At 63.1% G+C, this 24,960-nt stretch carries 20 protein-coding genes; 7 read left to right on the top strand and 13 right to left on the bottom strand.

All coding sequences use genetic code 11. The features are described 5' to 3' along the window. Positions 1 to 343 precede the first annotated feature (343 nt). The 9 genes from bcaP to P0D68_RS17400 all read right to left on the bottom strand — a co-directional run bounded on the left by bcaP (position 344) and on the right by P0D68_RS17400 (position 11,654). Positions 344 to 1,735 (bottom strand): branched-chain amino acid transporter BcaP, encoded by a 1,392-nt coding sequence (gene bcaP / locus P0D68_RS17440; RefSeq protein WP_091797174.1) that lies wholly within the window; start codon positions 1,733 to 1,735, stop codon positions 344 to 346. Positions 1,736 to 2,027: 292 nt separating this feature from the next. Next, positions 2,028 to 2,684: a response regulator transcription factor RqpR gene (gene rqpR, locus P0D68_RS17435; RefSeq protein WP_091800886.1), complete on the bottom strand. Its 657-nt coding sequence runs from the start codon at positions 2,682 to 2,684 to the stop codon at positions 2,028 to 2,030. A gap of 10 nt (positions 2,685 to 2,694) precedes the next feature. Then, positions 2,695 to 3,555, bottom strand: a complete 861-nt coding sequence (locus P0D68_RS17430) for a sensor histidine kinase (RefSeq protein ID WP_408187051.1) — start codon at positions 3,553 to 3,555, stop codon at positions 2,695 to 2,697. Between the two features lie 445 nt (positions 3,556 to 4,000). Beyond that, a complete protein-coding gene (locus P0D68_RS17425; RefSeq protein ID WP_091797169.1) occupies positions 4,001 to 4,771 on the bottom strand; it encodes a ferredoxin--NADP reductase in 771 nt (256 codons plus the stop codon). Between the two features lie 673 nt (positions 4,772 to 5,444). Next, on the bottom strand, positions 5,445 to 6,404 hold the full coding sequence (locus P0D68_RS17420) for an ABC transporter permease (RefSeq protein ID WP_091797167.1): 960 nt from the start codon (positions 6,402 to 6,404) through the stop codon (positions 5,445 to 5,447). Between the two features lie 30 nt (positions 6,405 to 6,434). Beyond that, the gene (locus P0D68_RS17415; RefSeq protein WP_408298608.1) at positions 6,435 to 7,406 is read right to left on the bottom strand and encodes an ABC transporter permease; all 972 of its coding nucleotides are present in this window, start codon (positions 7,404 to 7,406) and stop codon (positions 6,435 to 6,437) included. A 55-nt stretch (positions 7,407 to 7,461) separates the two neighbouring features. Further along, the gene (locus tag P0D68_RS17410; protein ID WP_408298610.1) at positions 7,462 to 9,036 is read right to left on the bottom strand and encodes a sugar ABC transporter ATP-binding protein; all 1,575 of its coding nucleotides are present in this window, start codon (positions 9,034 to 9,036) and stop codon (positions 7,462 to 7,464) included. 431 nt (positions 9,037 to 9,467) lie between these two features. After that, positions 9,468 to 10,487 (bottom strand): ABC transporter substrate-binding protein, encoded by a 1,020-nt coding sequence (locus P0D68_RS17405; RefSeq protein WP_091797162.1) that lies wholly within the window; start codon positions 10,485 to 10,487, stop codon positions 9,468 to 9,470. 114 nt (positions 10,488 to 10,601) lie between these two features. Continuing rightward, positions 10,602 to 11,654, bottom strand: coding sequence for a LacI family DNA-binding transcriptional regulator (locus P0D68_RS17400; RefSeq protein ID WP_408298611.1), 1,053 nt, complete (start codon positions 11,652 to 11,654; stop codon positions 10,602 to 10,604). 400 nt (positions 11,655 to 12,054) lie between these two features. Here P0D68_RS17400 and P0D68_RS17395 point away from each other — a divergent pair, with 400 nt between their 5' ends. Beyond that, positions 12,055 to 12,987 carry an aldose 1-epimerase gene (locus tag P0D68_RS17395; protein ID WP_408298613.1) on the top strand — a complete coding sequence of 311 codons (933 nt, stop codon included), beginning with the start codon at positions 12,055 to 12,057 and terminating at the stop codon, positions 12,985 to 12,987. A gap of 16 nt (positions 12,988 to 13,003) precedes the next feature. Here P0D68_RS17395 and P0D68_RS17390 read toward each other — a convergent pair whose 3' ends face one another. Both P0D68_RS17390 and P0D68_RS17385 read right to left on the bottom strand, forming a co-directional pair. After that, positions 13,004 to 13,801, bottom strand: coding sequence for an endonuclease/exonuclease/phosphatase family protein (locus P0D68_RS17390; protein WP_091797156.1), 798 nt, complete (start codon positions 13,799 to 13,801; stop codon positions 13,004 to 13,006). A gap of 88 nt (positions 13,802 to 13,889) precedes the next feature. Beyond that, positions 13,890 to 14,480: a hypothetical protein gene (locus tag P0D68_RS17385; protein WP_408298421.1), complete on the bottom strand. Its 591-nt coding sequence runs from the start codon at positions 14,478 to 14,480 to the stop codon at positions 13,890 to 13,892. A 269-nt stretch (positions 14,481 to 14,749) separates the two neighbouring features. Here P0D68_RS17385 and P0D68_RS17380 point away from each other — a divergent pair, with 269 nt between their 5' ends. The 4 genes from P0D68_RS17380 to P0D68_RS17365 all read left to right on the top strand — a co-directional run bounded on the left by P0D68_RS17380 (position 14,750) and on the right by P0D68_RS17365 (position 19,358). Next, on the top strand, positions 14,750 to 15,727 hold the full coding sequence (locus P0D68_RS17380) for an AAA family ATPase (protein ID WP_091797152.1): 978 nt from the start codon (positions 14,750 to 14,752) through the stop codon (positions 15,725 to 15,727). 385 nt (positions 15,728 to 16,112) lie between these two features. Further along, positions 16,113 to 17,219, top strand: coding sequence for an NAD(P)/FAD-dependent oxidoreductase (locus P0D68_RS17375; RefSeq protein WP_408298423.1), 1,107 nt, complete (start codon positions 16,113 to 16,115; stop codon positions 17,217 to 17,219). Positions 17,220 to 17,499: 280 nt separating this feature from the next. Next, on the top strand, positions 17,500 to 17,811 hold the full coding sequence (locus P0D68_RS17370) for a high-potential iron-sulfur protein (protein WP_091797150.1): 312 nt from the start codon (positions 17,500 to 17,502) through the stop codon (positions 17,809 to 17,811). A gap of 254 nt (positions 17,812 to 18,065) precedes the next feature. After that, positions 18,066 to 19,358, top strand: a complete 1,293-nt coding sequence (locus P0D68_RS17365; RefSeq protein WP_408298425.1) for an MFS transporter — start codon at positions 18,066 to 18,068, stop codon at positions 19,356 to 19,358. Between the two features lie 93 nt (positions 19,359 to 19,451). Here the strand turns inward: P0D68_RS17365 and P0D68_RS17360 are convergent, their stop codons facing one another. Together P0D68_RS17360 and P0D68_RS17355 are read right to left on the bottom strand one after the other, a co-directional pair. Beyond that, the gene (locus P0D68_RS17360) at positions 19,452 to 20,972 is read right to left on the bottom strand and encodes an amidase (protein WP_408187054.1); all 1,521 of its coding nucleotides are present in this window, start codon (positions 20,970 to 20,972) and stop codon (positions 19,452 to 19,454) included. 268 nt (positions 20,973 to 21,240) lie between these two features. Further along, positions 21,241 to 21,939, bottom strand: a complete 699-nt coding sequence (locus tag P0D68_RS17355) for a dienelactone hydrolase family protein (protein WP_408298427.1) — start codon at positions 21,937 to 21,939, stop codon at positions 21,241 to 21,243. Between the two features lie 252 nt (positions 21,940 to 22,191). On the opposite strand from P0D68_RS17355, the gene P0D68_RS17350 reads away from it, so the two are divergent. Both P0D68_RS17350 and P0D68_RS17345 read left to right on the top strand, forming a co-directional pair. Beyond that, entirely contained in the window at positions 22,192 to 23,295 is a 1,104-nt protein-coding gene (locus P0D68_RS17350; protein WP_408298429.1) for an NAD(P)H-dependent flavin oxidoreductase, read from the top strand. Between the two features lie 444 nt (positions 23,296 to 23,739). Beyond that, a complete protein-coding gene (locus P0D68_RS17345; RefSeq protein WP_091797140.1) occupies positions 23,740 to 24,885 on the top strand; it encodes a branched-chain amino acid ABC transporter substrate-binding protein in 1,146 nt (381 codons plus the stop codon). Positions 24,886 to 24,960: the final 75 nt, after the last annotated feature.

The raw sequence follows: 24,960 nt of genomic DNA, 5'->3' as shown, positions 1-24,960 counted from the left end.
GACGGCAACCGCTGAGAAATGCCGCGGGCGCGCGCCCCATCTGGCGGTTGTTGAAGTACCGCGACGGCGCGCGGAGCGCCGCCGGAAGAATGACTGCCTTGTCACTGGGGCGGAATGTGCGAGGGCACGGATTCCAGATGCACCACCACCTCCTCCAAGCCAGGGGACCCGCTTATGGGCTGGCGGTGTGAAGCCGCTTTCTTTGCTTACTTTCTTTGCGGCAAGCAAAGAAAGTGAGTGCCGCCCCGCACAGGGGCAACGCTAATAAACCACAAGCAAAACAAGGAAAGGCCAAAACCCGAAAGAACCCACCCACAACCCACCAAACAGGCAAGAACCCCAATCACTTGCTCAACTTCGAATGCCTCCGCGAATACCCAAAATAAATAACCAACCCGATAAGCAACCAAACAACAAAAGCCACCCAAGTAACAGCCTGAAGATTAACCATCAAAAACAGACAGGACGCAACAGCCAGCACCGGCACAACCGGCACCCCAGGACACCGAAACGCCCTCGGCAATTCAGGATGCGTTTTCCGCAAAACGAGAACCGCAATCGACACCATCGAAAACGCGGCCAACGTGCCGATATTGATCAGCTCAGCCAACACGTTCAGCGGCACCAGCGCCCCGATCAGCCCAAAGAAGATCCCGACGAGCCACGTAGTAAAAAACGGCGTAGCAAACCGCGGATGCACGCGCGAAAGCCGCGCAGGCAACAAACCATCGCGCGACATGGCGAAAATGACCCGAGTCTGGCCATAAGCCATCACGAGAATCACGGTCAACATACCCAGCACGGCGCCGAGATCGATAAACCCCGCGACCCACTTTTGCCCCGCCACCTGCAACGCATACGACACCGGGTGCGAAATATTCGCAAACTGCGCCGACGGCACAATGCCGGTGACGACAGCCGCCACCGCCACGTACAACACCGCGCAAACGCCCAGCGACGCAATGATCCCGATCGGCAGATCGCGCTTCGGATCCTTCACCTCTTCCGCCGCGGACGACACCGAGTCGAATCCGATGAACGCGAAGAACATCACCGCCGCCGCGCCGAACACGCCGTTCCAGCCGTTCGGCATGAACGGATGCCAGTTGGCCGGCGTCACGTGAAATACGCCCACGCCGATCACCAGCAACACCACGACCACCTTGATCGCGACCATGACGTTGTTGATCCGCGCCGACTCGCGCACACCTACCGACAACAGCGCGGTGATCGCCATCATCACGAGGAACGCGGGCAGGTTGAAGAGCGTATCGTGGCCGGGCAATGCACCCGGCGCCGCCGTCAGCGCAACCGGCAACGAGACGCCGAAGCCCGACAGCAAAGATTGCAGATAACCCGACCAGCCCACCGATACCGCGGAGGTGGCGAGCCCGTATTCGAGCATCAAGTCCCAGCCGATGATCCACGCGGCCAGTTCGCCGAGCGTCGCATATGAGTAGGTGTAGATGGACCCCGCCACCGGAATCGTCGAGGCGAATTCGGCGTAGGCGAGCGCGGCGAAACCGCAGGCGATCGCCGCGATCAGGAACGAGATCATCAGTGCCGGGCCGGCCTGCACGGCGCCCGTGCCGGTCAGCACGAAAATGCCGGTGCCGATAATGGCGCCGACCCCGAGGAAGGTCAGATCGAGCGCGCCGAGCGCTTTCTTCAGGCCGGCGTTCTGAGCACTTGCGGCGATCATGTGCTCGACGCTCTTCTTGCGAAACAGGGACATTGGCGGGGGTCTCCAGTAGTGCACGCGTGTTGCGCGCCGAATGTCGGGAAACCCACGATTTTAACGGATACGTTCCGCGCCCCATTGCGGCACGGGCATTTTGCGTCATAGGCGCGGGGCTGAAAATTCCCGGCAGGCTGGGCTCGGGCGGCATGTTCGTCGGCTGCGCGGCCATTGGCCGCAAAGCTTTCGCTCGATGCTCTGCCAATCGGGAGGAATCGCTCTCTCGCAATCTCATCAGGGCGTGCGAGCTATTCAGCGCGCACTGAGCAATGCAGGCGGCAATAGGCCGTCAGCCGGCCATAGCGGGATTCAGATCGATCAGCCGGTTGCTCATCACGTAGAAGGTCAATTCGGCGTTATTGCGCAGCTTCATCTTCTCGAGCAGGCGGGTGCGGTACACGCTGACCGTTTTCACCGACAGTGAGAGCGCCACGGCGATATCCGTCAGGCGCTTGCCCGAGGCGAGCATGCACAGCGTCTGATATTCGCGGTCGGAGAGCTTTTCGTGCGGCAACTGTTCGCCGTCGAAGGAAACGTAGTCGGCGAGCGCCTCGGCCATCGCCGGGCTCACGTATTTGCGGCCTGCCGCGACCTGCTGGATCGCGCCGATCATCTGCGCGGCGTCGACGGTTTTCGACAGGTAGCCGGCGGCGCCTGCTTTCAGGGCGCGCACGGCGTATTGGTCCTCGCGATACATCGAGAACATCAGCACGGCCACGCGCGGCGCTTTGCGCTTCATACGCTTGAGCACTTCGACGCCGTTCATGTCGGGCAGCGAAATGTCGAGCAGCACCACGTCGTAGCTGAATCGGGCGACGGCGTCGAGCGCTTCGGCGCCGCTTTGCGCTTCGGTCACGTCGCGCGCCACGCCGCGGTCGAGCAGCAGCTGACGGACGCCCTGGCGCACCACGGCGTGGTCGTCGACGAGCAGAATGCGCAAACTCATGACGGCGTGCTCACGATTGCAGCGCCTGCCGCCGGGCGCGCGGCGCATCCGCCAGCATGGCGTCCCAGGCAAAACGCGCCCGAACGAGGGTGCCGCGCGACGGCATGCCGTTGCCGCTGTCGCCGCGCCCCGTAGCGGCACGGCGTGCGCTTACGCGCAGCGTGCCGTCGAAGGCCGCGCAACGCGCCTGCATGCTGCTCAGGCCGAAATGGCCGCGGCGGCTGCGGGCGTTACGCGTGATGCCGCTGCCGTCGTCGACGACGATCAGCGTGAGGTGACGGCGGCTGGTTTCGATCCGCACGTCCGCGGATTCGGCGCGCGCGTGCTTGGCAATGTTGTTCAGTGCTTCCTGCGCGACGCGGAATACGGCCAGCGCGGCGTCGGTGGGCAGGCGGGTGAGGCGCACGTCGGCGGCGCAGACGAAGCTCGTGCGCAGTTGCGTGCGCGCGGCGAAATCGCCGGTCCAGTGCGCTAACGCGCCGACAATGCCCGCTTCGAGCGATGGTGCGTGCAGTTCCGCGACAGCCTGGCGGCTGGCTTCATACACGGCGTCGAGCGAGCGGTTGGCCACGGCGAGCGCGGCGGAACATTGCGGCGGTGCATCGGCGGGCAGCCAGGTTTCGACGCCGGCAAGCGCAAAACGCGTCGCCGTCAGTTCGGCGCCTACGCCGTCGTGCAGCTCGCGCGCCACGTGGCGGCAAGCGGCTTCCTGTGCCTGCACGAGTTCGGCCGAGAGTTCTCTGACCCGGGCGCGCAACCGTGCGATTTCCTGTTCGACCGAGGTAGACGGCGTAGCGGACGCGTCGAACCCTTCACGTTCCGGTGACGCAGGAAGATGGGCGGCGAACGGGACGACAGTCGACGTATCCATGACCTTCGTTCTCAGAAAGCCGTACGGACGGCGGAGCGGGTGCGCGTCGGCGGCGCGAAGACGAAAGAACGCATACGGGTCTCAGGCCTCCAGGTGCAAGACGTCGCGCTCAGGACGCAACGGGCGAATCGCTAACAGTATGACGTAACGAAATTTACATTCAGTAACATGGCGCTTAGGCCATGGCAGGCGCGTCAATTCGACTGATGATGCGCCGCGATGATATCTCATAAAAAGAAAAAAAGCAGTTGCAGCAAGGCTTAGCGGTCCGATTTCAAGTATGGGTTGATCATTCGCAACACTGCTTTTGTAGGAAGAATACTGACAACGAATGTTAGATCGTCGGCGCCGATTTGTAACGTGAAAATAAAAAAGGAGCCCGAAGGCTCCTTTTCGCTGATTTTGCGGGGCGAGCCGCAAAAATCGTAACGCAGTGGAAGGTAACTTAGCCGACGAAGGCCTTTTCAACCACGTAATGACCCGGCGCGTTGTTGCTGCCTTCCTGGAAGCCCAGGTCGTCCAGCAGCTTGCGCGTGTCGCGCAGCATGTGCGGGCTGCCGCACAGCATGATCCGGTCGTTTTCGAGCGAGAAACCCGGCACGCCGAGGTCGGCGAACAGCTTTTCGGTTTCGATCAGCTCGGTGATCCGGCCGCGGTTCTGGAACGCTTCACGCGTGACGGTCGGGTAGTACAGCAGCTTTTCCTGAACCAACTCGCCCAGGTGCTCGTGCGCTGGCAGGTGGTCCGTGATGTATTCCTTGTACGCCAGTTCGTCGACGAAACGGCAGGTGTGGGTGAGCACCACGCGCTCGTAGCGGTCGTAAATGTCCGGATCCTTGATGATCGACATGAACGGCGCGAGGCCCGTGCCGGTGGACAGCAGCCACAGCGTCTTGCCCGGCAGCAGGTTGTCGGCCACCAGCGTGCCAACCGGCTTCTTGCCGATCAGAACCTCGTCACCGACCTTCAGATGCTGCAAACGTGACGTAAGCGGGCCGTCCTGCACCTTGATGCTCAGGAATTCGAGGTGCTCTTCGTAGTTCGCACTCGCAAGGCTGTAGGCGCGGATCAGCGGCTTGCCGTCGACCTCGAGGCCCACCATCGTGAACTGACCGTTTTCGAAACGGAACGACGGATCGCGCGTGCAGGTGAAGCTGAAAAGCGTATCGGTCCAGTGATGGACGCTCAGGACGGTTTGTGGATTCAGGTTGCTCATGGCTTCTTGGATAGTGCGAAAACAAAGGCGGCCAGTCGTTTTGAGCCGGCCGGCACGGCAAGGGCGATGCTGCGCTAACCCATATGGGAATCACGCGCAATCCGCTATTTTACCGCGCCCGCTGCCGGAAGGCTGCGGCGCGGCGGTTGAGCGTGGTCAAGCGGATGACCGGACCCGGAAGCGTCGGCGCCGGTTGTCGGTAAAACCGGGCGCCGCGAAGTACGTTGGCAGGGCTGCGGCCGCGCTTCGGCAAGGTACGGCGATGGGCGAAAAAACCGCGCATGGCGGCGCCATCGGCTGTCCGGCATGCGCCGGATAGGCGCGCCGCGCGGGCAACATTTTCAGGATGATACCGAAACCCGCCATGCGCTGCAGCATTGACCCTGCTGATAAAACTGGCAAGAGCGGCGCGAACGGTGGGCGGATGGCTGGCGGCGAGACGTACGGTGTGCGCGTGGCGGTGTTTTCATCCGATCCGCGCCGACCTTGTCAGGGTTGGTACACAAAGAGGGGTAAATCGTCGCTAGATACGTCTGAATCCAAATTGGAATAAGGCTTTCCGCATGTGCCGATTTGATTACTCCGAAACGCTCAAAGTAGGCGCGAGCGGCAGCAAACCTGAACCGCCGCCCTTCGCTCCGTATCGATCGGCGCGACCCCGTGAATGCGCCGCTCACGCCGGCGCCGCGACCCGTTTTTTCCCGCGTTGCTTCAGCACACGAGCCTGCAACACGATCACGAGCAGCAGGAACACGCCCCGAATCACGGACTGCCAGTACGCCGACAAGCTGATGAAACCCAGCCCGTTTTCGAAGTTCAGCAGGTTGAACACCAGGCCGAGCAGCAATACGCCGGCAATCGTCATCGCAATCGAGCCTTCGCCGCCCGTGAGCAACGTGCCGCCGAGCACGACCGCCGAGATCGCGAACAGCTCCCAGCCGACGCCTTCGTTGGGTTGTCCCGCGCCGAATTGGGCGGCGAGGATCACGCCCGCCATGCCGGCGAGCAGGCCGCTCACCGCATAGGCCATCACCAGCGTGCGGTCGACGTTCAGGCCCATGAGCCGCGCGGCTTCCTCGCTGCCGCCGATCGCCAGCGAATGCCGCCCGAAGCGCGTGCTGCGCAGCGCGAGCCAGCCGGCCAGCGCCGCCGCCACGGCGACGATGCCCGGAATCGGCAGCCCGAACAGATCGCCCTGACCGAAGTTGCCGAAGTTCGAGTCGGCGGAAATCGACACCGCATCGTTCTTGCCGAGCAGCAGAGCGACGCCGTGCGCACCGAGGCTCGTCGCGAGCGTGACGATGAACGGCAGGATTTTCAGGCGCGTGATGATCAGTCCGTTCAGCACGCCGACCGTGAGTCCCGCGGCGCAGCCCGCCAGCACGGCGACCCAGCCGCCGTACACGCTGGTCAGCGCGGCAACGACGCTTGCCAGCGCGGCCACCGTCCCCACCGACAGATCAATGCCGCCGGTGATGATCACGAACGCCATGCCCACCGAGATCAGCGCGAACATCGAGTTGTAGCGCCAGAACGACGTGATGTTGTACGCCGAGCCGAAATGCTCGTAGCGCACGAGGCCGAAGATCACGAGGGCGGCCAGCGCGAGCAGGATAGGAAGATTCTTTTTCATCGTATCGAGTCCGGGAATGTCTCTGCCGCGTTAGCGCGAGCGCCGCTGCACATAAACGGCGGCGACGATAATGCCGGCCTTGACCACCAGCGCCGCCGCGTCGGGAATGCCGTGCGCGAGCAGCGTATAGCGCAGCAACTGGATGATCAGCGCGCCGATCAGCGTGCCGCCGATATAGGCCTTGCCGCCAGTCAACGCCGTGCCGCCGACGGCCACCGCCGCGATCGCGTCGAGCTCGACGCCGAGTCCGACCACGTTGGCATCGGAGGACGAATTCACGGAGATCGAGATCAGCCCCGCCAGCCCCGCGAGCGCCGCGCACAGCGTGTAGGCGATCAGCTTCACGGTGGCGGTCGGCACGCCGCACAGATAAGCGGCCTTTTCGTTGCCGCCGGTAATCAGCAGATACTGGCCGAACAGCGTCTTGCGCACGACCCACACGAACACGGCGACCAGCGCCAGCATCAGCAGCACCTGGAACGGCACGCCCGCGACCTTGCCGAGCGCAATCCATTGGAAGGCGGGCGTACTGAACGCCTGCAGGCTGCCGTCGGTGACGACCTGCGCGATGCCGCGTCCGGCGATGAACAGCACCAGCGTCGCGACAATCGGCTGGACGGATAACCGCGTCACGAGGAAGCCATTGAAGACGCCGCACAACGCGGCGGCCAGCACCGGCAGCACGAACGCGAGCGCAATGCCGGCGGGACCGGCAATGTTCAGGAACAGCATTGGCGCCAGCGCGCCGGAGATCGCCATCGACGCGCCGACCGACAGATCGATGCCGCCAGTCGCCACCACCAGCGTCATGCCGATGCCGACGATCACGATCGTCACCACCTGCGTCATGTTGACGTTGAAGGTTTGCAGCGACCAGAAGTGCGGCGTGAAGAACAGGTTGAACAGCACCATCGCGAGCAGGACGATGACTTCGCGCTGCATGGCGAGGTGGCGCCATTTACGCACGGTGGTGGCCGGTGTGGCGCGCGGCGCGGCCGTCATCTGCTGGGCGGTTTCGCCGAGCCGCAGCTCGGTATGCAACGTTTCGGTGTGCAACTTAAGCGCCATGACGGTCGCCCTCCAACGCGTCTTCGATATGTGCGGCGTTTGCCGTTTGCGCGGCTTCGGCCAGTTGCGAATGGCCGTCGCTGCCGTAGGCAATGGCGTCCATGATCGCGGTCTCGCTCATGTCGGCGCCGTTCAGTTCGGCGACCGTGCGGCCGTCGCGAATCACCACCGCGCGATCGGCCACGGCGGTCAGCTCTTCGAGCTCGGAGGCGGACAGCAGCACGGCGAGACCCGCGTCGCGCAATTCGCGCACGATCTTCGCCACGTCCGCTTTGGCGCCCACGTCGATACCGCGCGTCGGTTCGTCGAGCAGCAACAGCGACGGCTCGGCGGCCAGCCAGCGCGCCAGCAGCACCTTCTGCTGATTGCCGCCGGACAGTTCGCGTATCGGCTGATCCGGCGAACGCAGCTTGATACCGAGCGACGCGATGAAGCGATCGACGATCGCCTGCTGTTTCTTCACGTCGACCACGCCGTTTTTCGCCAGCGTGCGCAGACAGACGAGCGTGAGGTTGTCGCGCACGGAGAGTTCGGGGACGATGCCTTCGGCCTTGCGGTCTTCGGTGAGATAGGCGAGGCCACGCGAGATCGCGTCCTGCGGAGATTTCAGCGCCACGCTTTCACCGCCGATCGCGAGCGACCCTTGCTCCAGCGGATCGGCGCCGAACATCAGCCGCATGGTTTCCGTGCGGCCCGAGCCGAGCAGTCCCGCGAGACCCACTGCCTCGCCGGCGTGAACTTCGAGCGAGACGTCGCTCACCTTCGGATGCGCGCTCAACTGCGTTGCCGCGATCATCTGCTTGCCGCGCCGCGCGAGGTTCGCTTCGCGTGCCGCGGTGTCGTCCTGCACGACGGCGGCGAGCGTGCGGCCGAGCATCGTCGTGACGAGTTGCAGTTTGTCCATCTCGGCCATCGTGCTTTGCGCGACCGTCTGGCCGTCGCGCATGACGGTGACGCGGTCGCACAGCGCGTACAGTTCGTCAAGCCGGTGCGACACGAAAATCACCGCGCGGCCGTCGTCGCGCAGCTTGCGCACCACGGTGAACAGCAACTCCACTTCGCGTTCGTCGAGCGACGAGGTGGACTCATCCATGATGACCATCTTCGCGTCCGACGACACCGCGCGTGCGAGCGCCACCATTTGCTGGATCGCGGTCGAATAGCGGCCGACGGGTTTCTTCACATCGATCTGCAGGCCGAACGATTCGAGCAGCGCGGCGGCGCGTTGCTGCACCGCGCGCCAGTCGATCAGGCCGAAACGGCGCGGCTCGCGGCCGAGGAAAATGTTCTCCGCCACCGAGCGGAACGGCACCAGATTGATCTCCTGATAGATCGTGCTGATGCCGGCTTCGCGCGCCTCTTTGGGCGTGCGGAAATCGACCTCGCGGCCTTCGAAGCGCACGCTGCCCGAGCCGCGCCGATAGGCGCCGGTCAGGATCTTGATCATGGTCGATTTGCCCGCGCCGTTCTGGCCGATCAGCGCATGCACTTCGCCGGCGGCGACGCTCAGGTTGGCGCCGCGCAATGCGGGCACGCCGCCGAAGCTGATGCCGATGTCCTGCATCTCGAGTAGCGGCGAACGGGTAAGGGGGGAGTGTGGCGTCTCTTTGCCGGATTCCGTCACGGGTGTCCTCCTGATGCGGGTGCTGCCTTGATTTGCCGCGTGCGCGCCATGCCGTGCACGTGCGGGCCGGTGCGGCCCTTCGTTCGGGCTCTTATGCGGGTCGTGGCGTCGAACCATGGTACGCCGCATAAAAGCGAAGCGACGGCTCGTGCTGCCACGAACGCGTCGCTCCGAACCCTTCCCGTCGCCCGCCCCCCGAGGAGACAGATTCGGGGCGGTGACGTCCTACGAGGTAGTCCCTCGATCCCGATGCCTTGAACAGCATCTGCTTCGGGGCGGGGGACTTCCATCGGGGCGCTGTCGGAGCGTGCGGACGCCCTGCTACGGCAGCGCTCAAACTTCAAAACTGCGCGTACAGCAAGGCTTCGATCTCAGTAGCCGTACTGCATGTTCTGCTGCACGTTGCTCTTGTCGTAGAACTTGTCGGACACCTTGACCCACGTCGGGATCTTTTCGCCCTTCGCGTAACGCTGTGCGACGTCGCAGGCGAGCGGGCCGAAGAACGGGCTCGACTGCACGCTGGCGCCGAGTTCGCCGGCCGCGATCGCGTCCATGCCGCCCTTGGTGCCGTCGATCGTGACGATCTGGATGTCCTTGCCCGGCTGCTTGCCGGCGGCCTTGATCGCGGCGATCGCGCCGAGCGCCATTTCGTCGTTGTGGGCGTAGACGGCGGTCACGTCCGGATGCGCCTGCAACAGCGTTTCCATGACCTGGCGGCCCTTGTCGCGTGCGAAATCGCCGCTTTGCGACGCGATGATCGTCATGCCCGGATTCTTCGCGATGATTTCGTCGAAGCCCTTCTTGCGATCGTTCGCGGCGGATGCGCCGGTGGTGCCCTCGAGTTCGATGATCTTCGCCTTGCCTCCCGTCGCCTTGACGAGCCAGTCAGCGGCGCGATGCCCCTGATCGATGAAGTCCGACCCGATGAACGTGATGTAGTCGCGGCCCGCCTTGGCGACGGATTGATCGACGTCGCGGTCGACCAGAATCACCGGAATGCCGGCCTTTTTGGCTTGCAGCACGACCGGTGCAAGCGGCTTTTCTTCGCGCGGCGGGAACACCAGCAGATCGACGTGCTGCGCGATCATGTTCTGGATGTCGGACACCTGCTTGGAGTTCGAACTATTGGCGTCGGTCATGACCAACTGCCAGCCGCACTTCGCGGCGACTTCCTTGAAGCTCTTGGTTTCCGCGAGACGCCACGGATTGTTGCTTTCGGTCTGCGCGAAGCCGACCTTCAGGGGAGTCTTGTTGGACAGCTTGGGCAACGCGTCGTCGGCGTGCGCGGTGGCGACGCCGAAACCGATTGCCAGAGCCAGTAGCGAACCCGCCAGCGGACGAATCTGCTGCTTGCGCGCGTGAGCGCGCGACTGCGTGTTGAGCGACGCCATGTCTTCCTCCAGTACCTGGTGAGGTAGGTGTATTTGCTTTTAGTGTGTCTCATGCCGGCCGGCGATGTTCGCCTGACTCGACGTGCCGATTATTTCACCCGGAATTATTATCGGTCAATCACTAATAATATTAATTATTGGCTTTTTTGCCTCGGTAATTACCCTGACCGAGCCGCGTTCGACGAGTGGACCGTCGAGCTTGACCATGCGATGCCGAACGGGGGCGCCGGCCGCGCGATTGTGTTCTTCCTGCAGCAAAGTCTCGACCGCCCAGCGCCCCAGTTCGTAGTTCGGCAGCACGACGGTCGAGAGCGGCGGATGCGTGTGGCGGGCGATTTCCTGGTCGTCGTAGCCGAGCACCGAGACGTCTTCGGGCACGCGCAGGCCGAGTTGTTTCAAGGCTTCGATGGCGCCGATCGCGGTGAGGTCGTTGGCGCAGAAAATCGCGGTTGGCGGATTGGATTCGCGCATCAGCGAGAGCGTCAGTTCGAAGCCAAGGCCCGAACTCCAGTCGCCGTCGCGCACCAGTTCCGGCGCGAAGGGCAGGTCGGCGGTGGCGAGCGCGGTGCGGTAGCCTTTCAGGCGATCTTTCGACGCATCCTGCCAGGGTTCGCCGTTGATATAGCCGATCCGTCGATGTCCGGCCTGCAACAGGTAATCGGTCGCCAGATGGCCGCCGGCGACTTCGGCGGGCACCACCGACGAAAACCCGCCTTCTCCCGTATAGCAATTCAGCAGCACGGTCGGCACCTGCGAGAGCGCCGCCGGCGGCGTCACCTTGCGCGTATAGACGGTCGCGTAGATCACGCCGAACACGTGCGGATTCGACAGCGTGGCGTCGAGCACCTGCTTCTCGATGTCGGCGTTGCCGTGCGTCGAATAGACCGCCAGCATCTTGCCGCTCGCGTAGGCCGCGTCGCGCGCGCCATCGACGTTGACGACCGGATGCGGACTGGTGGAAATCTCGTCGGCCAGATAGACGATCAGATTGCGTTCGTCGCTCGAAGCCGAGACCGGTTCGCGCAGCGACAGCCGGTAGCCGAGGTCGTGCGCGGCTTTGAGCACCTTGTTGCGGGTGGCCTCGGAGAACTTCGCGCCGGTCGCGTTGTTCAGCACGAGCGAGACAGTCGATTGCGACACGCCAGTGAGCTTGGCGATGTCGGTCATGGTCGGACGGCGTTGGGTCGATTTTTTCATTGTGCGGGCCGCGCTACCGCGGCGCTAAATCTGGGGCATGCCATGGGCATCGTGGTGCTGACGGTACCACTAATAATATGCACGCGGCAACGCGCGCTAACCCGTCATTTGGGAGACCACGATCGCCGCTTGCACAAGATGGATTGGTCCAATTTATTACTAATAATATTGACGGGTTTGCTTTGGCGTGCGATTCTCGGTCGCGCGGACCTGGACGGGTCCGCCGGCCGCGCGCTGTGCGCGGCTCGCAATTGGAGACACCGAGGGAGACACCGATGCGCGTTCATGCCGCCATCCGCCCGAGCTCCCGTCTTTTCTGACCATGCACGATGTTTCCTTGAATTCGATCCCGCCACGCGTGACTGGACTCATGTGGCTCGACGATCCCGCAGTCGTCGCCACGGTCGTCACGCTATCGGCTGGCGCATTGCGCGCCGTGATCGCCCCCGACGTGGGCGGCGCGCTGGCGGCGTTCTACGAAACGACGCCCGGCGGCCCGCTGCACTGGTTGCGGCCCGCCGCGTCCGCAGCCTTCGCTGAACGCGATCCGCTGCGCATGGCGAGCTTTCCGCTCTTTCCCTACTGCAACCGGATTCGCAACGCGCGTTTCGAATTCGACGGCGGCACGATCGACCTCGCCGGCAACGACACGCGTTTCGCCCACGCGCTGCACGGCAATGCGTGGCGGCGCGCATGGCAAGTGGGCGCGCGCACGGAAAGCTCGGTGGAACTGCACTTTGAACACGAACCGGATTCGCGCATACCCGGTGACTGGCCGTTCCGTTACCGCGCGCAGCAGCGTATCGAGTTGAGCGATGGCGCGCTGCGCATCACGTTGTCCGCGCAAAACCTCGCCGACCGGCCGATGCCGTTCGGCATGGGCCATCATCCGTACTATCCGCGCACCGCGCAAACCCGCGTGTACGCCAAAGTAGAGGCCATGTGGCACGCCGACGCCGACGTGCTGCCGACGCATCTTGGTCCGCATCCGGCGGTGGACGCGTTGCGCGAAGGCATGTCCGCCGACGCCTACGACCTCGACAACAACTTTGCGAACTGGTCACGCGAGGCGACCATTGCATGGCCCGACGAACGCCGTCGACTGACGATGATCGCCGACGCGCCGTTCGATCACATGGTGGTGTTCGCGCCGGCCAACGACGCGCAGCTGTGCGTGGAGCCGGTGACGAACACCACCGATTGCTTCAACACGGTCGGCATGCGTGAGCAGGTGGGCGGCTGCGTGTTGCAGCCGGGCGAGGAGCTCGCCGCGACGCTGCAATGGACGCCGCACAAAGACTAGCGTGCGGCGCCGGCGCTCAATCGATTCGCAAGCGCGCCATATACGGCAGGTGATCGGAGAGCCACGCGGTTTCCTGCGTCGGCTGGATCCATTCGACCGGCTTCATGCCGCGCACGAACATCTTGTCGAGCGCAAGCGCGGGCGAGAAAGCGGGAAAGGTGCGGCCGGACTCGCCGAGCAGCGTGGCCACTTCCTGCAAACCATGTTCGCCGAACAGCGGCACCGAATCGTTGCGCCAGTCGTTGAAGTCGCCGGCCAGCACGAGCGGACCTTCCGGTGCTTCCTTCGCGATCCAGTGAGCGATCCAGTTCATCTGACGCAAGCGGGCCGAGCGCGTCAGCGCAAGATGCGCGCACAACAGCGTGACCGAGTGACCGCCGAAGGTGGCGCGCGCAACCAATAGTCCGCGCTTTTCGAAGCGATGCGCGGAGATGTCCCAGCGTCCGCCGAGATCGAGCGGGTGCGGCGACAGGATCGCATTGCCATGCCGCCACGACGGTTTGAAGACGTTCGGTCCGAGTGCGATTTCGAGTTCCAGCGCGCGCGCAATTTCAGTGGCCTGGCAATGCCAGACATCGCTCAAAGGATCGGCGAGCGGTTCGCCGAAACTGCTCGCCAGCACCGGCGACGGCATGCGCCGCGCCATCGCTTCCTGTAAAAAATACGCGTCCGCGTGGGTGGATTGCACCCAGCGCTGCATGGCCTGCCAGGCCTGGAAGCCGAGCGGCGTGCGGCCTTTGTGCAGGTTCCAGCTCACCGCAATGAAATCCTTGGGCGCTACGCTCTCGCGGATCAATTCTTCGGGGTTTCGCATGCCGCGTTGTCCACGTGTTCTGTTTGGGGGCGTCGGTTAGTCGCGCGCTGCTTGCGTGTTGTCTTACGTGTGCTTTGCATCGGTTTGATCAGTTTGCCGTGCTGGTGCTGTCCGCGAGACTCGCGCGCACGCGGTAGACCAGGTTCGGATCCTTGTCGACGATCGTCCAGCTGGCCCATTGCCCCGGCGTCACCTTCAGACCGGGATGGCTCGCGCTCACCTGGCGCGGTTGCGGCGGCAGCTTGCAGCCGGTGTCCGTTTTCCGCGCGGCGTCTTCCTCGAACGTTTCCTGTGCTTCGATCGACAACGTGACGCCGTTCGCATCCGCCTGCAGCGGCGAGACGGTCAACGTACGCGCCAGATCGATACTACCGCCGGGCTGATCTTTACAGCCGACGTTGTGTTGCACCATCTTGTGATGCGTGTCCGTACGCGCCTGGCCGACGGTGGTGGTGCCGTCGAACGTGTCGATCTGCTGGCCGTCGCGCATGACCTGCAGTTGCCATTGCACGACCTGCTGCGCCGGCCGTTGCTGTGCGCTCTGTGGTGCGCTCTGTTGCGTGGCTGGTTGCGGGCTTTGTTGTGTGCTTTTTTGTTGTGCGGGTTGTTGTGCGGGTTGTTGTGCATTAGCAAGCAACGAAGTGCCGAGCAACACAGCCACGATACTGGTTTTCCACATAGAAAAAGTCTCCGGTCACCGGATCCGGCGGCATGGTCAGAGGGCCATCTTACGCCTGATGGGCGCAACGCCTTTCTGACACTTCAAACGGGGCCGGGTTCAGCAACAATCCATTTCAGATAGGGTTGGGAATCGCCAAAAACAACCCGCTGTTAGCAGCAGAGCGGCACGACTGCTGGCTTGCACGTGAATATGTCCTCGCTACACTGGACTTGAAACGGCGCCATACAAGGGGCCGCAGCAGCAGGACCAGCCAGACGGGGTGAGCGATGACAACAGCAATGGTCAAACAGGAAATCGCCGTGGCGTCTTTCAGTCGGGTGTACGACCTCGATCAGGTCGAGACCGCGCTGAACGATCTCGGTGACGGCGCGAACGAGGCATTGCGCGCGACATACGAAAAGATGCTGAAAACCGGCAATCTGCGTTTTTGCGTGAAGCCGAACCGCATGCCGTCGATCGACGATCTGATCGACGCGCTGCCCAACTTTTCAGCACCGCTCGACGACATCCGCAAACAGGTCGCCTTGTGTCTGGAGACCGAAGACCGCCTCGAACTGATGCCGATTCTGCTGCTCGGCGATCCCGGCATCGGCAAGACTCACTTCGCGAAGCAGTTGGCGCGCCTGCTCGGTACCGCCTATCAATATGTGGCGATGAGTTCGCTGACGGCGGGCTGGATTCTGTCGGGCGCGTCTTCGCAATGGAAGAACGCGAAGCCGGGCAAGGTGTTCGATGCGCTCGTGAACGGCAGCTACGCGAACCCCGTGATCGCCGTCGACGAAATCGACAAGGCGACCGGCGATTCGCAATACGATCCACTCGGCGCGTTGTATGCGCTGCTCGAGCACGATACGGCGCAGACCTTTATCGACGAATTCGCCGAGATTCCGATCAATGCCGGGCATGTGATCTGGATTGCGACCGCGAACGACGAGCGCTCGATTCCCGAGCCGATCCTGAACCGGATGAACGTGTATGAAATCCCTCCGCCGGATCATGACGGTGCGCGCCGCATCGCCCAGGCGATCTACGACGAGATCCGCTCGGCGCACAACTGGGGCCTGCGCTTTCCCGACGTGCTCGGCGACGCCGCGCTCGATGCGCTGATGCGCGCGTCGCCGCGTGAAATGCGCCGGGCGATTCTCAACGGCTTCGGCGCGGCGCGCATTGACGGGCGCGACCGGATCGAGGCGGGCGACATTCGCCTGGACTACGGAAATCGACGAAAACCGATTGGTTTTTGAGGTTTTTGCCGCTTTCTGGGGGAAAAACGCGCCTCTTCGAGTTTTTTTCACAGCCAGAACGGAAGTCCGTACCGAAAATGGAGTGAATGCCGTGGCAATTATTGCTGCGAATGACCTGGCAAGAGGCGAGCGTTGTCACCTTCGACGGCGTACACTGATTTAGTCCGGCCGTTACGTGTAGGATCTGCGCAAGACCGAGTGCCCGCAGTGGTTGCCGACTGCGGGCATTTCTGTCTGTACGGCGTTGCACACTCTGGCGTAGCGGTTGCGAATGGACAGGAGCGTTCGACAGCGCGCGGTGTTGCGCACGCGTCAGCCGCATCCTGTCTTCATCTTGATCGGGCGAGCGAGGCAGCGCGCGGCGAAGTTGGCCGCGTCAAGGGACATGGACCAAATCGAATGTGTAGTGATCGGCGCAGGCGTGGTCGGTCTTGCGGTGGCGCGCGCACTGGCGGCGCGCGGGCGCGAGGTGATTGTGCTGGAAGCGGCGGAGGCGATCGGCGTGGGCACCAGCTCGCGCAATAGCGAGGTGATTCACGCGGGCATCTACTACCCGCGCGGCTCGCTCAAAGCCGCGCTTTGCGTGCGCGGCCGCGAGATGCTTTACGACTACTGCGCCGAGCGCAAGGTGCCGCATTCGCGCTGCGGCAAATTACTGGTCGCCACTTCGCGCAACCAGATTCCTCAGCTCGAAAGCATCATGGCCAAAGGCCGTGATAACGGCGTGCTCGACCTGATGCGAATCACCGGCGACCAGGCGCAAGCGCTCGAACCCGCGCTCGAATGTGTCGAAGCGGTGTTCTCGCCGCAAACGGGTATTGTCGACAGTCATCAGTTCATGTTGGCCCTGCAAGGCGACGCCGAACGCGATGGCGCAGTGTGCGCGTTTCACGCGCCAGTGCAGGCAATCGAAGCGAACAACGGCCGCTTCATCATCAAAGTAGGCGGCGACGCGCCGGCCACGATCAGCGCCGCCTGCGTGATCAACAGTGCCGGTTTGCAGGCGAATGCGCTGGCTCGCAAGATCCGTGGACTCGATGCGCGGCATGTGCCGCCGCTCTATCTCGCGCGCGGTAACTACTTCAGCATCTCCGGGCGCGCGCCATTCAGCCGCCTGATTTACCCGATGCCGAACGAGGCCGGTCTTGGCGTGCATCTGACCATCGATCTGGGCGGCCAGGCGCGTTTCGGTCCCGACGTCGAATGGGTGGATACGATCAATTACGACGTCGATCCGCGTCGCGCGGAATCGTTTTACGCGGCGATTCGCGCCTATTGGCCCGCGCTTCCGGACAACGCATTGCAGCCCGCGTATGCGGGGATTCGTCCGAAGCTTTCGGGCCCCGGCGAACCCGCTGCCGACTTCGTGATCCAGGGGCCGGCCGCGCACGGCGTGCGTGGGCTGGTCAATCTGTTCGGCATCGAGTCGCCGGGATTGACGGCCTCGCTCGCCATCGCGCAGCGGGTGTGCGAGTTGAGCGGACGCGGGTAATTCGCACGGGGTTCGCGCATGTCGCGCATCCCTGCGAGTTCGCTGCGGACTGACCGCGAACTCACGGTGCGGGTTCGGCGCCGCGAACTAACCGCAAGCTGACGGCGCGCGCTCGACCCGCGCGCGACCCGCTCCCTTGCGCGCGACATTCGGGCGCGCAGTCGTACCAATTCGGTTATCTCTATCATTTGAGTAGTCACGCGCGGCGGCTTCATTGATATCCTTGGGGACCGCTGTCATCAGAACGGCGATCAGTTCAATATAAATGGAGTGAGTCCCCATGAAATCTTCCCGTCGTACGTTTTTGATCACCAGCATTGGTGTGGCATCCACCTTGGCGCTGTCGCGGCAGGCATTCGCCGATGCACCGAAAGTCTCCGAAAGCGATCCGACTGCGCAAGCACTCGGCTACAAGGCAGACGCGAGTAAAGTCGACAAAGCGAAATTCGCCAAGTACGCACCCGGCCAGGACTGCGGCAACTGCAGCTTCTACCAGGCCAAGGCGACCGACGAGTACGGCCCGTGCCCGATGTTCGCAGGCAAGCAGGTCGCGAGCAAAGGTTGGTGCAGCGCATATAACAAGAAGGCCTGATTACCCGTCAGCCGCGCACACAAAAGGTGTCGCGCAAAACGCGCCGCAACATGGCGGCGCGCCACCACGGTCGAATCACACAGGCGTCTGCCGTCCCGCGCGGCAGACGCCTTTTTGCTGCTTGAAAACGGCTTGTACGCTCTTTACACTCCAATGCGACCTCAGCGGCTCGCGGCCCCTTTCTTGCTCGCACTTTCATGCCATTGCACTAAAACGACGCACTACGGGATACTTTTCGCAGGCTGGAGATTCGAATGACACCAGCGTCAAGGAGTCTTCATACGCGGGCCGTCGTCGCGGCTGTGATCGGCAATGCGCTCGAGTGGTACGACTTCACCGTGTTCGGTTTTCTGACGGTGGTGATCGCCCCATTGTTCTTCCCGGACGGCAACGATTACGCGTCGTTGCTGCTCACCACCGCGACGTTCGGCGTCGCGTTCGTCATGCGGCCAATCGGCGGCATCGTGCTTGGACTCTACGCGGATCGCGCGGGACGCAGAGCGGCGTTATCGCTCGTCATCGCGCTGATGACGCTCGGCATTCTGCTGCTCGCGATCGCGCCACCGTATTCGGCAATCGGCATCGGCGCACCATTGATGATCGTAGCCGGACGCATGTTGCAAGGCTTCTCCGCCGGCGGTGAATTCGGCAGTTCGACGGCGTTGCTGATCGAAGCGGCACCGTTCTCGAAGCGCGGCTTTTACGGCAGTTGGCAAATGGCAAGTCAGGCGGCGGCGCTGCTGCTTGGCGCGCTGGTGGGCGCCCTGATCACGCGCGGCCTGTCTCCCGAGGCGTTGAAATCCTGGGGCTGGCGCGTGCCGTTCATCCTGGGTTTGATCATCGGGCCGATCGGTTTTTATATCCGCCGAAACCTCGCCGATTCGGAAGCGTTTCTGCTCGCGCAAAAAACCGCGCGGCGCGCGACGCTCGGCGAAGTCTTCAGAAGCCACAGCCGCGACGTGCTCTGCGGACTCGGCTCCGTGATCGCACTCACGGTGACGATCTACGTGTTGATCAGCTATCTGCCCACCTTCGCGGTCAATCAACTGAAACTGCCCTACGCACAGTCTTTTTCCGCGGTGATCGTCGGCAATCTGCTGTTGACGGTGCTCTCGCCGCTGACCGGCGCGTGGTCGGACCGCATTGGGCGCAAGGGCCTGTCGCTGTGGTCGCTGGTGATCACGCTTGTGATCATTTATCCGCTGTTCGCATGGCTCGCGGCGGAGCCGAGCGTATCGAAACTGATTCTCGTGCAGGCGCTGCTGTCGATTACGCTGTCCGGCTATTACGGGCCGTTCGGCGCGCTGATCGCGGAGCTGTTTCCGGCGAACGTGCGCTCGACCGGCTTATCGCTCGCCTACAACATCGCGGTGATGGTGTTCGGCGGCTTTGGGCCGTTCATCGTGACGTGGCTTATCAACACCACCGGCTCGCCGCTCGCACCGATTTACTACGTGATGGGCGGACTGGCGCTCTCGATCGTCGCGCTCGCCTGCATTCCGGGCAAGCGTCACGCGGATCTCGACGCGCAGCGCAAACCGGCCTGACCTGCGGCCCGGATTCGGTCTGCATCGGCCCCTGCTCCTGAACTTCACCGATACTTCGCGCCGACAGCTTCTCCGCCGGCGGCGCGTCTTTGTTCAACTGCGTGCGGGCATCAAAGGCGGTCGCCTGTCGAACCAAGGCCGCGCGATTTCCAGTTGTGCGGCCAGGCGCAGCAGCGTAGCCTCGCCGCCCTCGCGCGCGGCGAATTGCACACCGACGGGCAGCCCGCGTGCATTCCAGTAAAGCGGTACGGACATCGCCGGCTGGCCACTCAGATTGAACAGTTCCGTGCAACCCGCCCAGGTGAATGCCTTGTTCGATGCTTCCGTTAGCACCTTCTTCATTAGCGCTTCGAGCGGCATGGCGGTGACGGCGCGCATTTGCATGCGTTCGGCAGCGGTGGGCTGCATCTCGCCGATTTTGATCGGCGACGAGGCCAGCGTGGCGCACAGAATCACGTCATAGCGATTCATCAGGTCGGCGAGCCGCTCGGTGATGCGCCGCTGTTCTTCGAGCGCGGCGGGCAGGCCGCGTTCGCCGAGTTTGCGGCCCACGTGCGCCATCGCCCACGTCGAAATTTCGAATTCCGTGCGCAGAGGCTTGCGGCCGCTGATCCGCTCGGCATTCAGCACGAGATCTTCCGCGGTCACGGACCAGAGCGTGAGGAATGCATGCCGAACCGCCGCGAAGTCGATGCCGAGCGACACCGGTTCGATGTTATGGCCGAGCGAACTGGCGAGTTGCGCGGCGTCTTCGAGTGAGGCGCGCGCGTCGGCGGAAAGGGTGGGCGCCAGCATCGGGTCCGTGACGTAGGCAATGTTCAGCGGCTTGCACGGCTCGCGGCTCGCGCTCAGGAACGTGCCCGGCGCACCGAGCGGTCTGTCGGCATTGCCCGCAATCAGATCGAGCAGCAACGCACTGTCGCGCACGCTGCGCGACACCGCATGATCGACGCCGAGGTCGCCGGCCGCCGCCGCCGCAGTTGCGCGCGGTACGCGTCCGCGTGAAGGTTTGAGGCCGAAGAGTCCGCAGCATGACGCCGGAATGCGGATCGAGCCACCGCCGTCCGAAGCATGCGCGAGCGGCACGATGCCGGCGGCGACCGCAGCCGCCGCGCCACCGCTGGAGCCGCCCGGCGTATGGTCGAGATTCCATGGGTTGCGGCACGCGCCGAACAGTTCGGGCTCCGTATAAGGCATCTGGCCGAGTTCGGACGTGCTGGTCTTGGCGAAGATATTGAGACCGGCGGCTTTCGCGAGCGCGACCACGGGCGCGTCTTGCGCAGGAATGAAATGGCGATAGTGGCGGCTGCCCATCGCCATGCGCAGACCGGCGACCGGCGCGCCCAGATCCTTGATCAGATAGGGCACGCCGGCCAGCGCTAATTGCGCGCTGACGCTGTCCGCACTGTTTGCGTCGTTCGCCCGGTTTGCATCGTCGCGGGACGCACGCTGACGCGCTGCATCGTAGTCCTTCAGGACAATCGCATTGATTGCGGGATTGACGGCTTCGGTGCGCGAGATCGCAACGTCGAGCAACTCGCGCGCGCTCGCCTCGCGCTTGCGTATCAGTTCGGCGAGGCCGGTGGCGTCATGGGCGAGATAGTCTGAATGCACGACGGATGAGCCCTCGCTATCGAATGTCGGGTCGGCGGGTGGTCCATGCTCGCGATACGCCATCCGCTGGAGATCACGTCGCCCGGATTGATCGCTGGACATGGAAGAAGACGGCATGCCGATGACAAGCCGTCTTTGAGAGAGTAACTGAGTTACGCGCGTGAGTTACTGACGCAGATAAAAAGCACCGGCAAAAAGGCGCAATTGCCGCGCGCGGATGGGCCGCGCGACGAGCGGCACAAACGGGCGCGGCAACGGGAAGTGCGAGTTACAGACGCTCGCCGAGGAAGGTCAGCGTGCGGCCATGCGCCAGCGCGGCGGCGCGCTGGTTGTACGAGGCGCGGTCCGAGCAGTTGAAGCCGTGATCGGCATTCGGATAGATGTTGAATTCGGCGTCCGTGCGGCCGGCGAAGCGTTCCTGGATCTGACCGACAGCCGAGAGCGGGATATGCGCGTCGAGTTCGCCGTAGTGGAATTGCATCGGCACCTTGATCTTCGCGGCTTCTTCCAGCTGATTCTGGATGCCGCCGCCGTAATAGGCGACCGCTGCGTCGAGCGTGCCTTGCGCCGCGGCCAGATACGCGAGCCGACCGCCGAAGCAATAGCCGATTGCCGCGACCTTGCCGGTCACCTCCGGCATGGCGCGCAACGCGGCGGCCGCGGCGCCGATATCGGCCACGGCCTGATCGACATTAGTCTTTTGCATCAACTCGATGCCCTTGTCGCGATCAGCGCCTTCATACGTCAATTCCACGCGCGGCTGCACGCGCCAGAACACGTCCGGCGCGAGCGCGACGTAGCCGTCTTGCGCATACTGATCCGCCACCGAACGGATATGGCTGTTCACGCCGAAGATTTCCTGAATGATGATGACGGCCGGTCCCTTGCCGCCTTTGGGCAGCGCCAGGTAGCCGCCAAAACTGTCGTTACCGGCGGGAATATCGATCCATCGGGAAGTGGTGCTCATGTTGCTCTCCATTGACTCGCGCGGCTGTGCGAGGTCGGTCTGAATAAATGCCAGAGGCCTGAATACCTGAAGCGGGGGCGGTCAGTTTGCCATCAAAAGAAACGCGCTGCAGAGCGGGCCTGTGCGGCGGAAATCTCGTAAGGCGATTGAAACGTTCTCGATAATTCATTTCTCCGGCGCGGATCGCCTCGGTACAGTCGAGCGTATCGGCTCGTCCCTGTGGCGAGCGCATCGCCCGAAAAGGAATCCATCATGAGTGAAGTCAATTTTGTGACGCCGTTTGCAGAACGTTTCGGGTTGCGCGTGCCCGTCGTGCAGGCGCCGATGGCGGGCGGCGCGACGACGCCGGCCATGGTCGCCGCGGTGTCGAACGCGGGCGGTCTCGGTTTTCTGGCGGGCGCGGCGCTCTCGCCCGAAAAGATCGCGAGCGAAGTCGCGGCGATCCGCGCGCTGACGGATCGTCCGTTCGGCGTGAATCTGTTCGTGCTCGATCCGGCTACGCCGGACGATGCAACTGTGCGTACCGCGCTCGAAGCGATCGACCCGCTGCGTCACGATCTCGGTTTGCCGCCGGGTGCGCCGCTCGCACGCTACGCGCCGGACTTCCGCGCACAACTGGAGATGCTGATCGAATTGCGCGTGCCGCTGGCGAGCTTCACGTTCGGACTGCTCTCTGCCGCCGACGTCGCCCGGCTGCATGCCAACGGTCTATATGTAATAGGCACCGCGACGCATGTCGCCGAAGCGCTGGCGTGGCGCGACGTGGGCGCCGATGCGATTGCCGCGCAAGGCGCGGAAGCGGGCGCGCATCGCGGCACGTTTATCGGCGCATTCGAAGACGCGTTGGTCGGCACGATGGCGCTCGTGCCGCAACTTGTCGACGCAACCGACCTGCCGGTGCTCGCCGCCGGCGGCATTATGGATGGACGCGGCATCGTCGCCGCCCTCGCGCTCGGCGCACAAGCCGCGGTAATGGGCACCGCGTTTCTCACCTGTCATGAAAGTGCGATACCGCAGGCATGGAAAACCCGCGTGCGGTCCATGTCCGACACATCGACCTCGGTCACGCGCGCGATCACCGGCCGCCATGCGCGCGGCATACGCAATCCGTTGATGCAGCGGTTGAGCGAGACACCGCAGAAGATCGCGCCGTATCCCGTGCAAAATGCGTTGACGCAGGAACTGCGGCAAACCGCGAGCCGCGCGGAAAACGGCGACTATCTTTCTCTGTGGTCGGGCCAGGGTGCGCCCTTGGGGCGTGCGCGCCGCGAAGGTCTCGGCGCGGCCGAACTGATGAGTCAGCTAGAACGCGAATGGCGCGAAGCAACGGCGCGTATCGCCGCCCTCGAACGCTGATTCAGCATGATTCAGACGTAATCCAGGCGCGCCAGGCATCACCTTCGGCGCGCCTTCTTTTTAGGCAAAAAGCCTATTCGCATGATTAACGGTTTAACGCGCAAAAGCCTTTAGGCCGAGCTGTTAGACGAAAGCCTCACATAGCGGAAACCCGCATGGGCTGGTGCTTTCGAGTCAGTCTTTCCAGCCGGAATCGGCCCCTGTTGGATAAACGCTATTAGTGTTCATCCCACTTCCTCAAAAAAGTCCCACAATTTAATTTGATGGCCTACACTTGCGCGCAAGTACGGTTTGCCGCCTGCCACAAACAGTCCGGTGAGCGTGCTGGCCAAGTGCATGAACGATGCAACCGGCGTGGTCGTCCACGGGACTGAGCGACACGTGTTGGGGAAGCGGGGGCACAGGGCGATTACGTTGTTTTTGGGACCGAAACTGGAGACTTACATGAACATCAAGATTCAAAAGCTGTTGCCGATCAGCGCTGCCGCGATGCTGTTCGCTACGTTGGCAACTTCGGCTGCAGCCGACACGGTCGTCAAGATCGGTCACGTTGCACCGCTGACTGGCGGTATCGCTCACCTGGGTAAAGACAACGAAAACGGCGCGCGCCTGGCAGTTGAAGAAATCAACGCCAAGGGCCTGACGATCGGTGGCCAGAAGGTCACGCTGCAACTGGACGCACAGGACGACGCAGCCGACCCGCGCACGGCAACTCAAGTCGCGCAGAAGCTGGTCGACGACAAGGTCGTCGCAGTGGTTGGCCACTTGAACTCGGGCACGTCGATTCCGGCTTCGAAGATCTATAGCGATGCTGGCATCGTGCAGATCTCGCCGTCGGCAACGAACCCGGCCTACACGCAACAAGGTTTCAAGACGACGTACCGCGTCGTCGCGACCGATGCGCAACAAGGTCCGGCACTGGCTAACTATGCAGCGAAGGGTCTGAAAGTGAAGAGCGTCGCGATCGTCGACGACTCGACCGCTTACGGCCAGGGTCTGGCAAACGAATTCGAAAAGACCGCCAAGTCGCTGGGCCTGAACGTGATGTCGCATGACGCGACGAACGACAAGGCTGTCGACTTCCGCGCGATTCTGACGAAGATCAAGGGCGAAAACCCGGACGCGATCATGTACGGCGGTATGGACGCAACCGGCGGCCCGTTCGCCAAGCAAGCCAAGCAGCTCGGCCTGCGCGCGAAGGTGCTGGCAGGCGACGGCGTGTGTACCGACAAGCTGTCGGACCTGGCTGGCGACGCGACCGACAACATCGTCTGCTCGGAAGCCGGTATGGCGCTCGAGAAGATGGCTGGCGGCTCGGCGTTCCTCGCCAAGTATCAGAAGCGTTTCGGTCAGCCGATCCAGATCTACGCACCGTTCACGTATGACGCTGTGTACATCATCGTCGACGCTATGAAGCGTGCTAACTCGACCGATCCGGCGAAGATCCTGGCAGCAATGCCGAGCACCGACTACAAGGGTGTGATCGGTGAAACCACGTTCGACTCGAAGGGCGACCTTCAGCACGGCGTGATCTCGCTGTACAACTACAAGGCGGGCAAGAAGACGCTGCTCGACGTAGTGAAGATGTAAAAATCGCGTGAGCGAAGGCGGCGTTGGTCTGTCTTCGGTCGCATGATTAAAAAGGCACGCGCGCCGCGAGGTACG

The organism is Paraburkholderia sp. RL17-380-BIE-A, from assembly GCF_046028085.1.
Taxonomy (GTDB): Bacteria; Pseudomonadota; Gammaproteobacteria; order Burkholderiales; family Burkholderiaceae; genus Paraburkholderia.
Note: the sequence above shows the minus strand (reverse complement) of the source record. Positions and strands in the feature narration are given on the sequence as shown.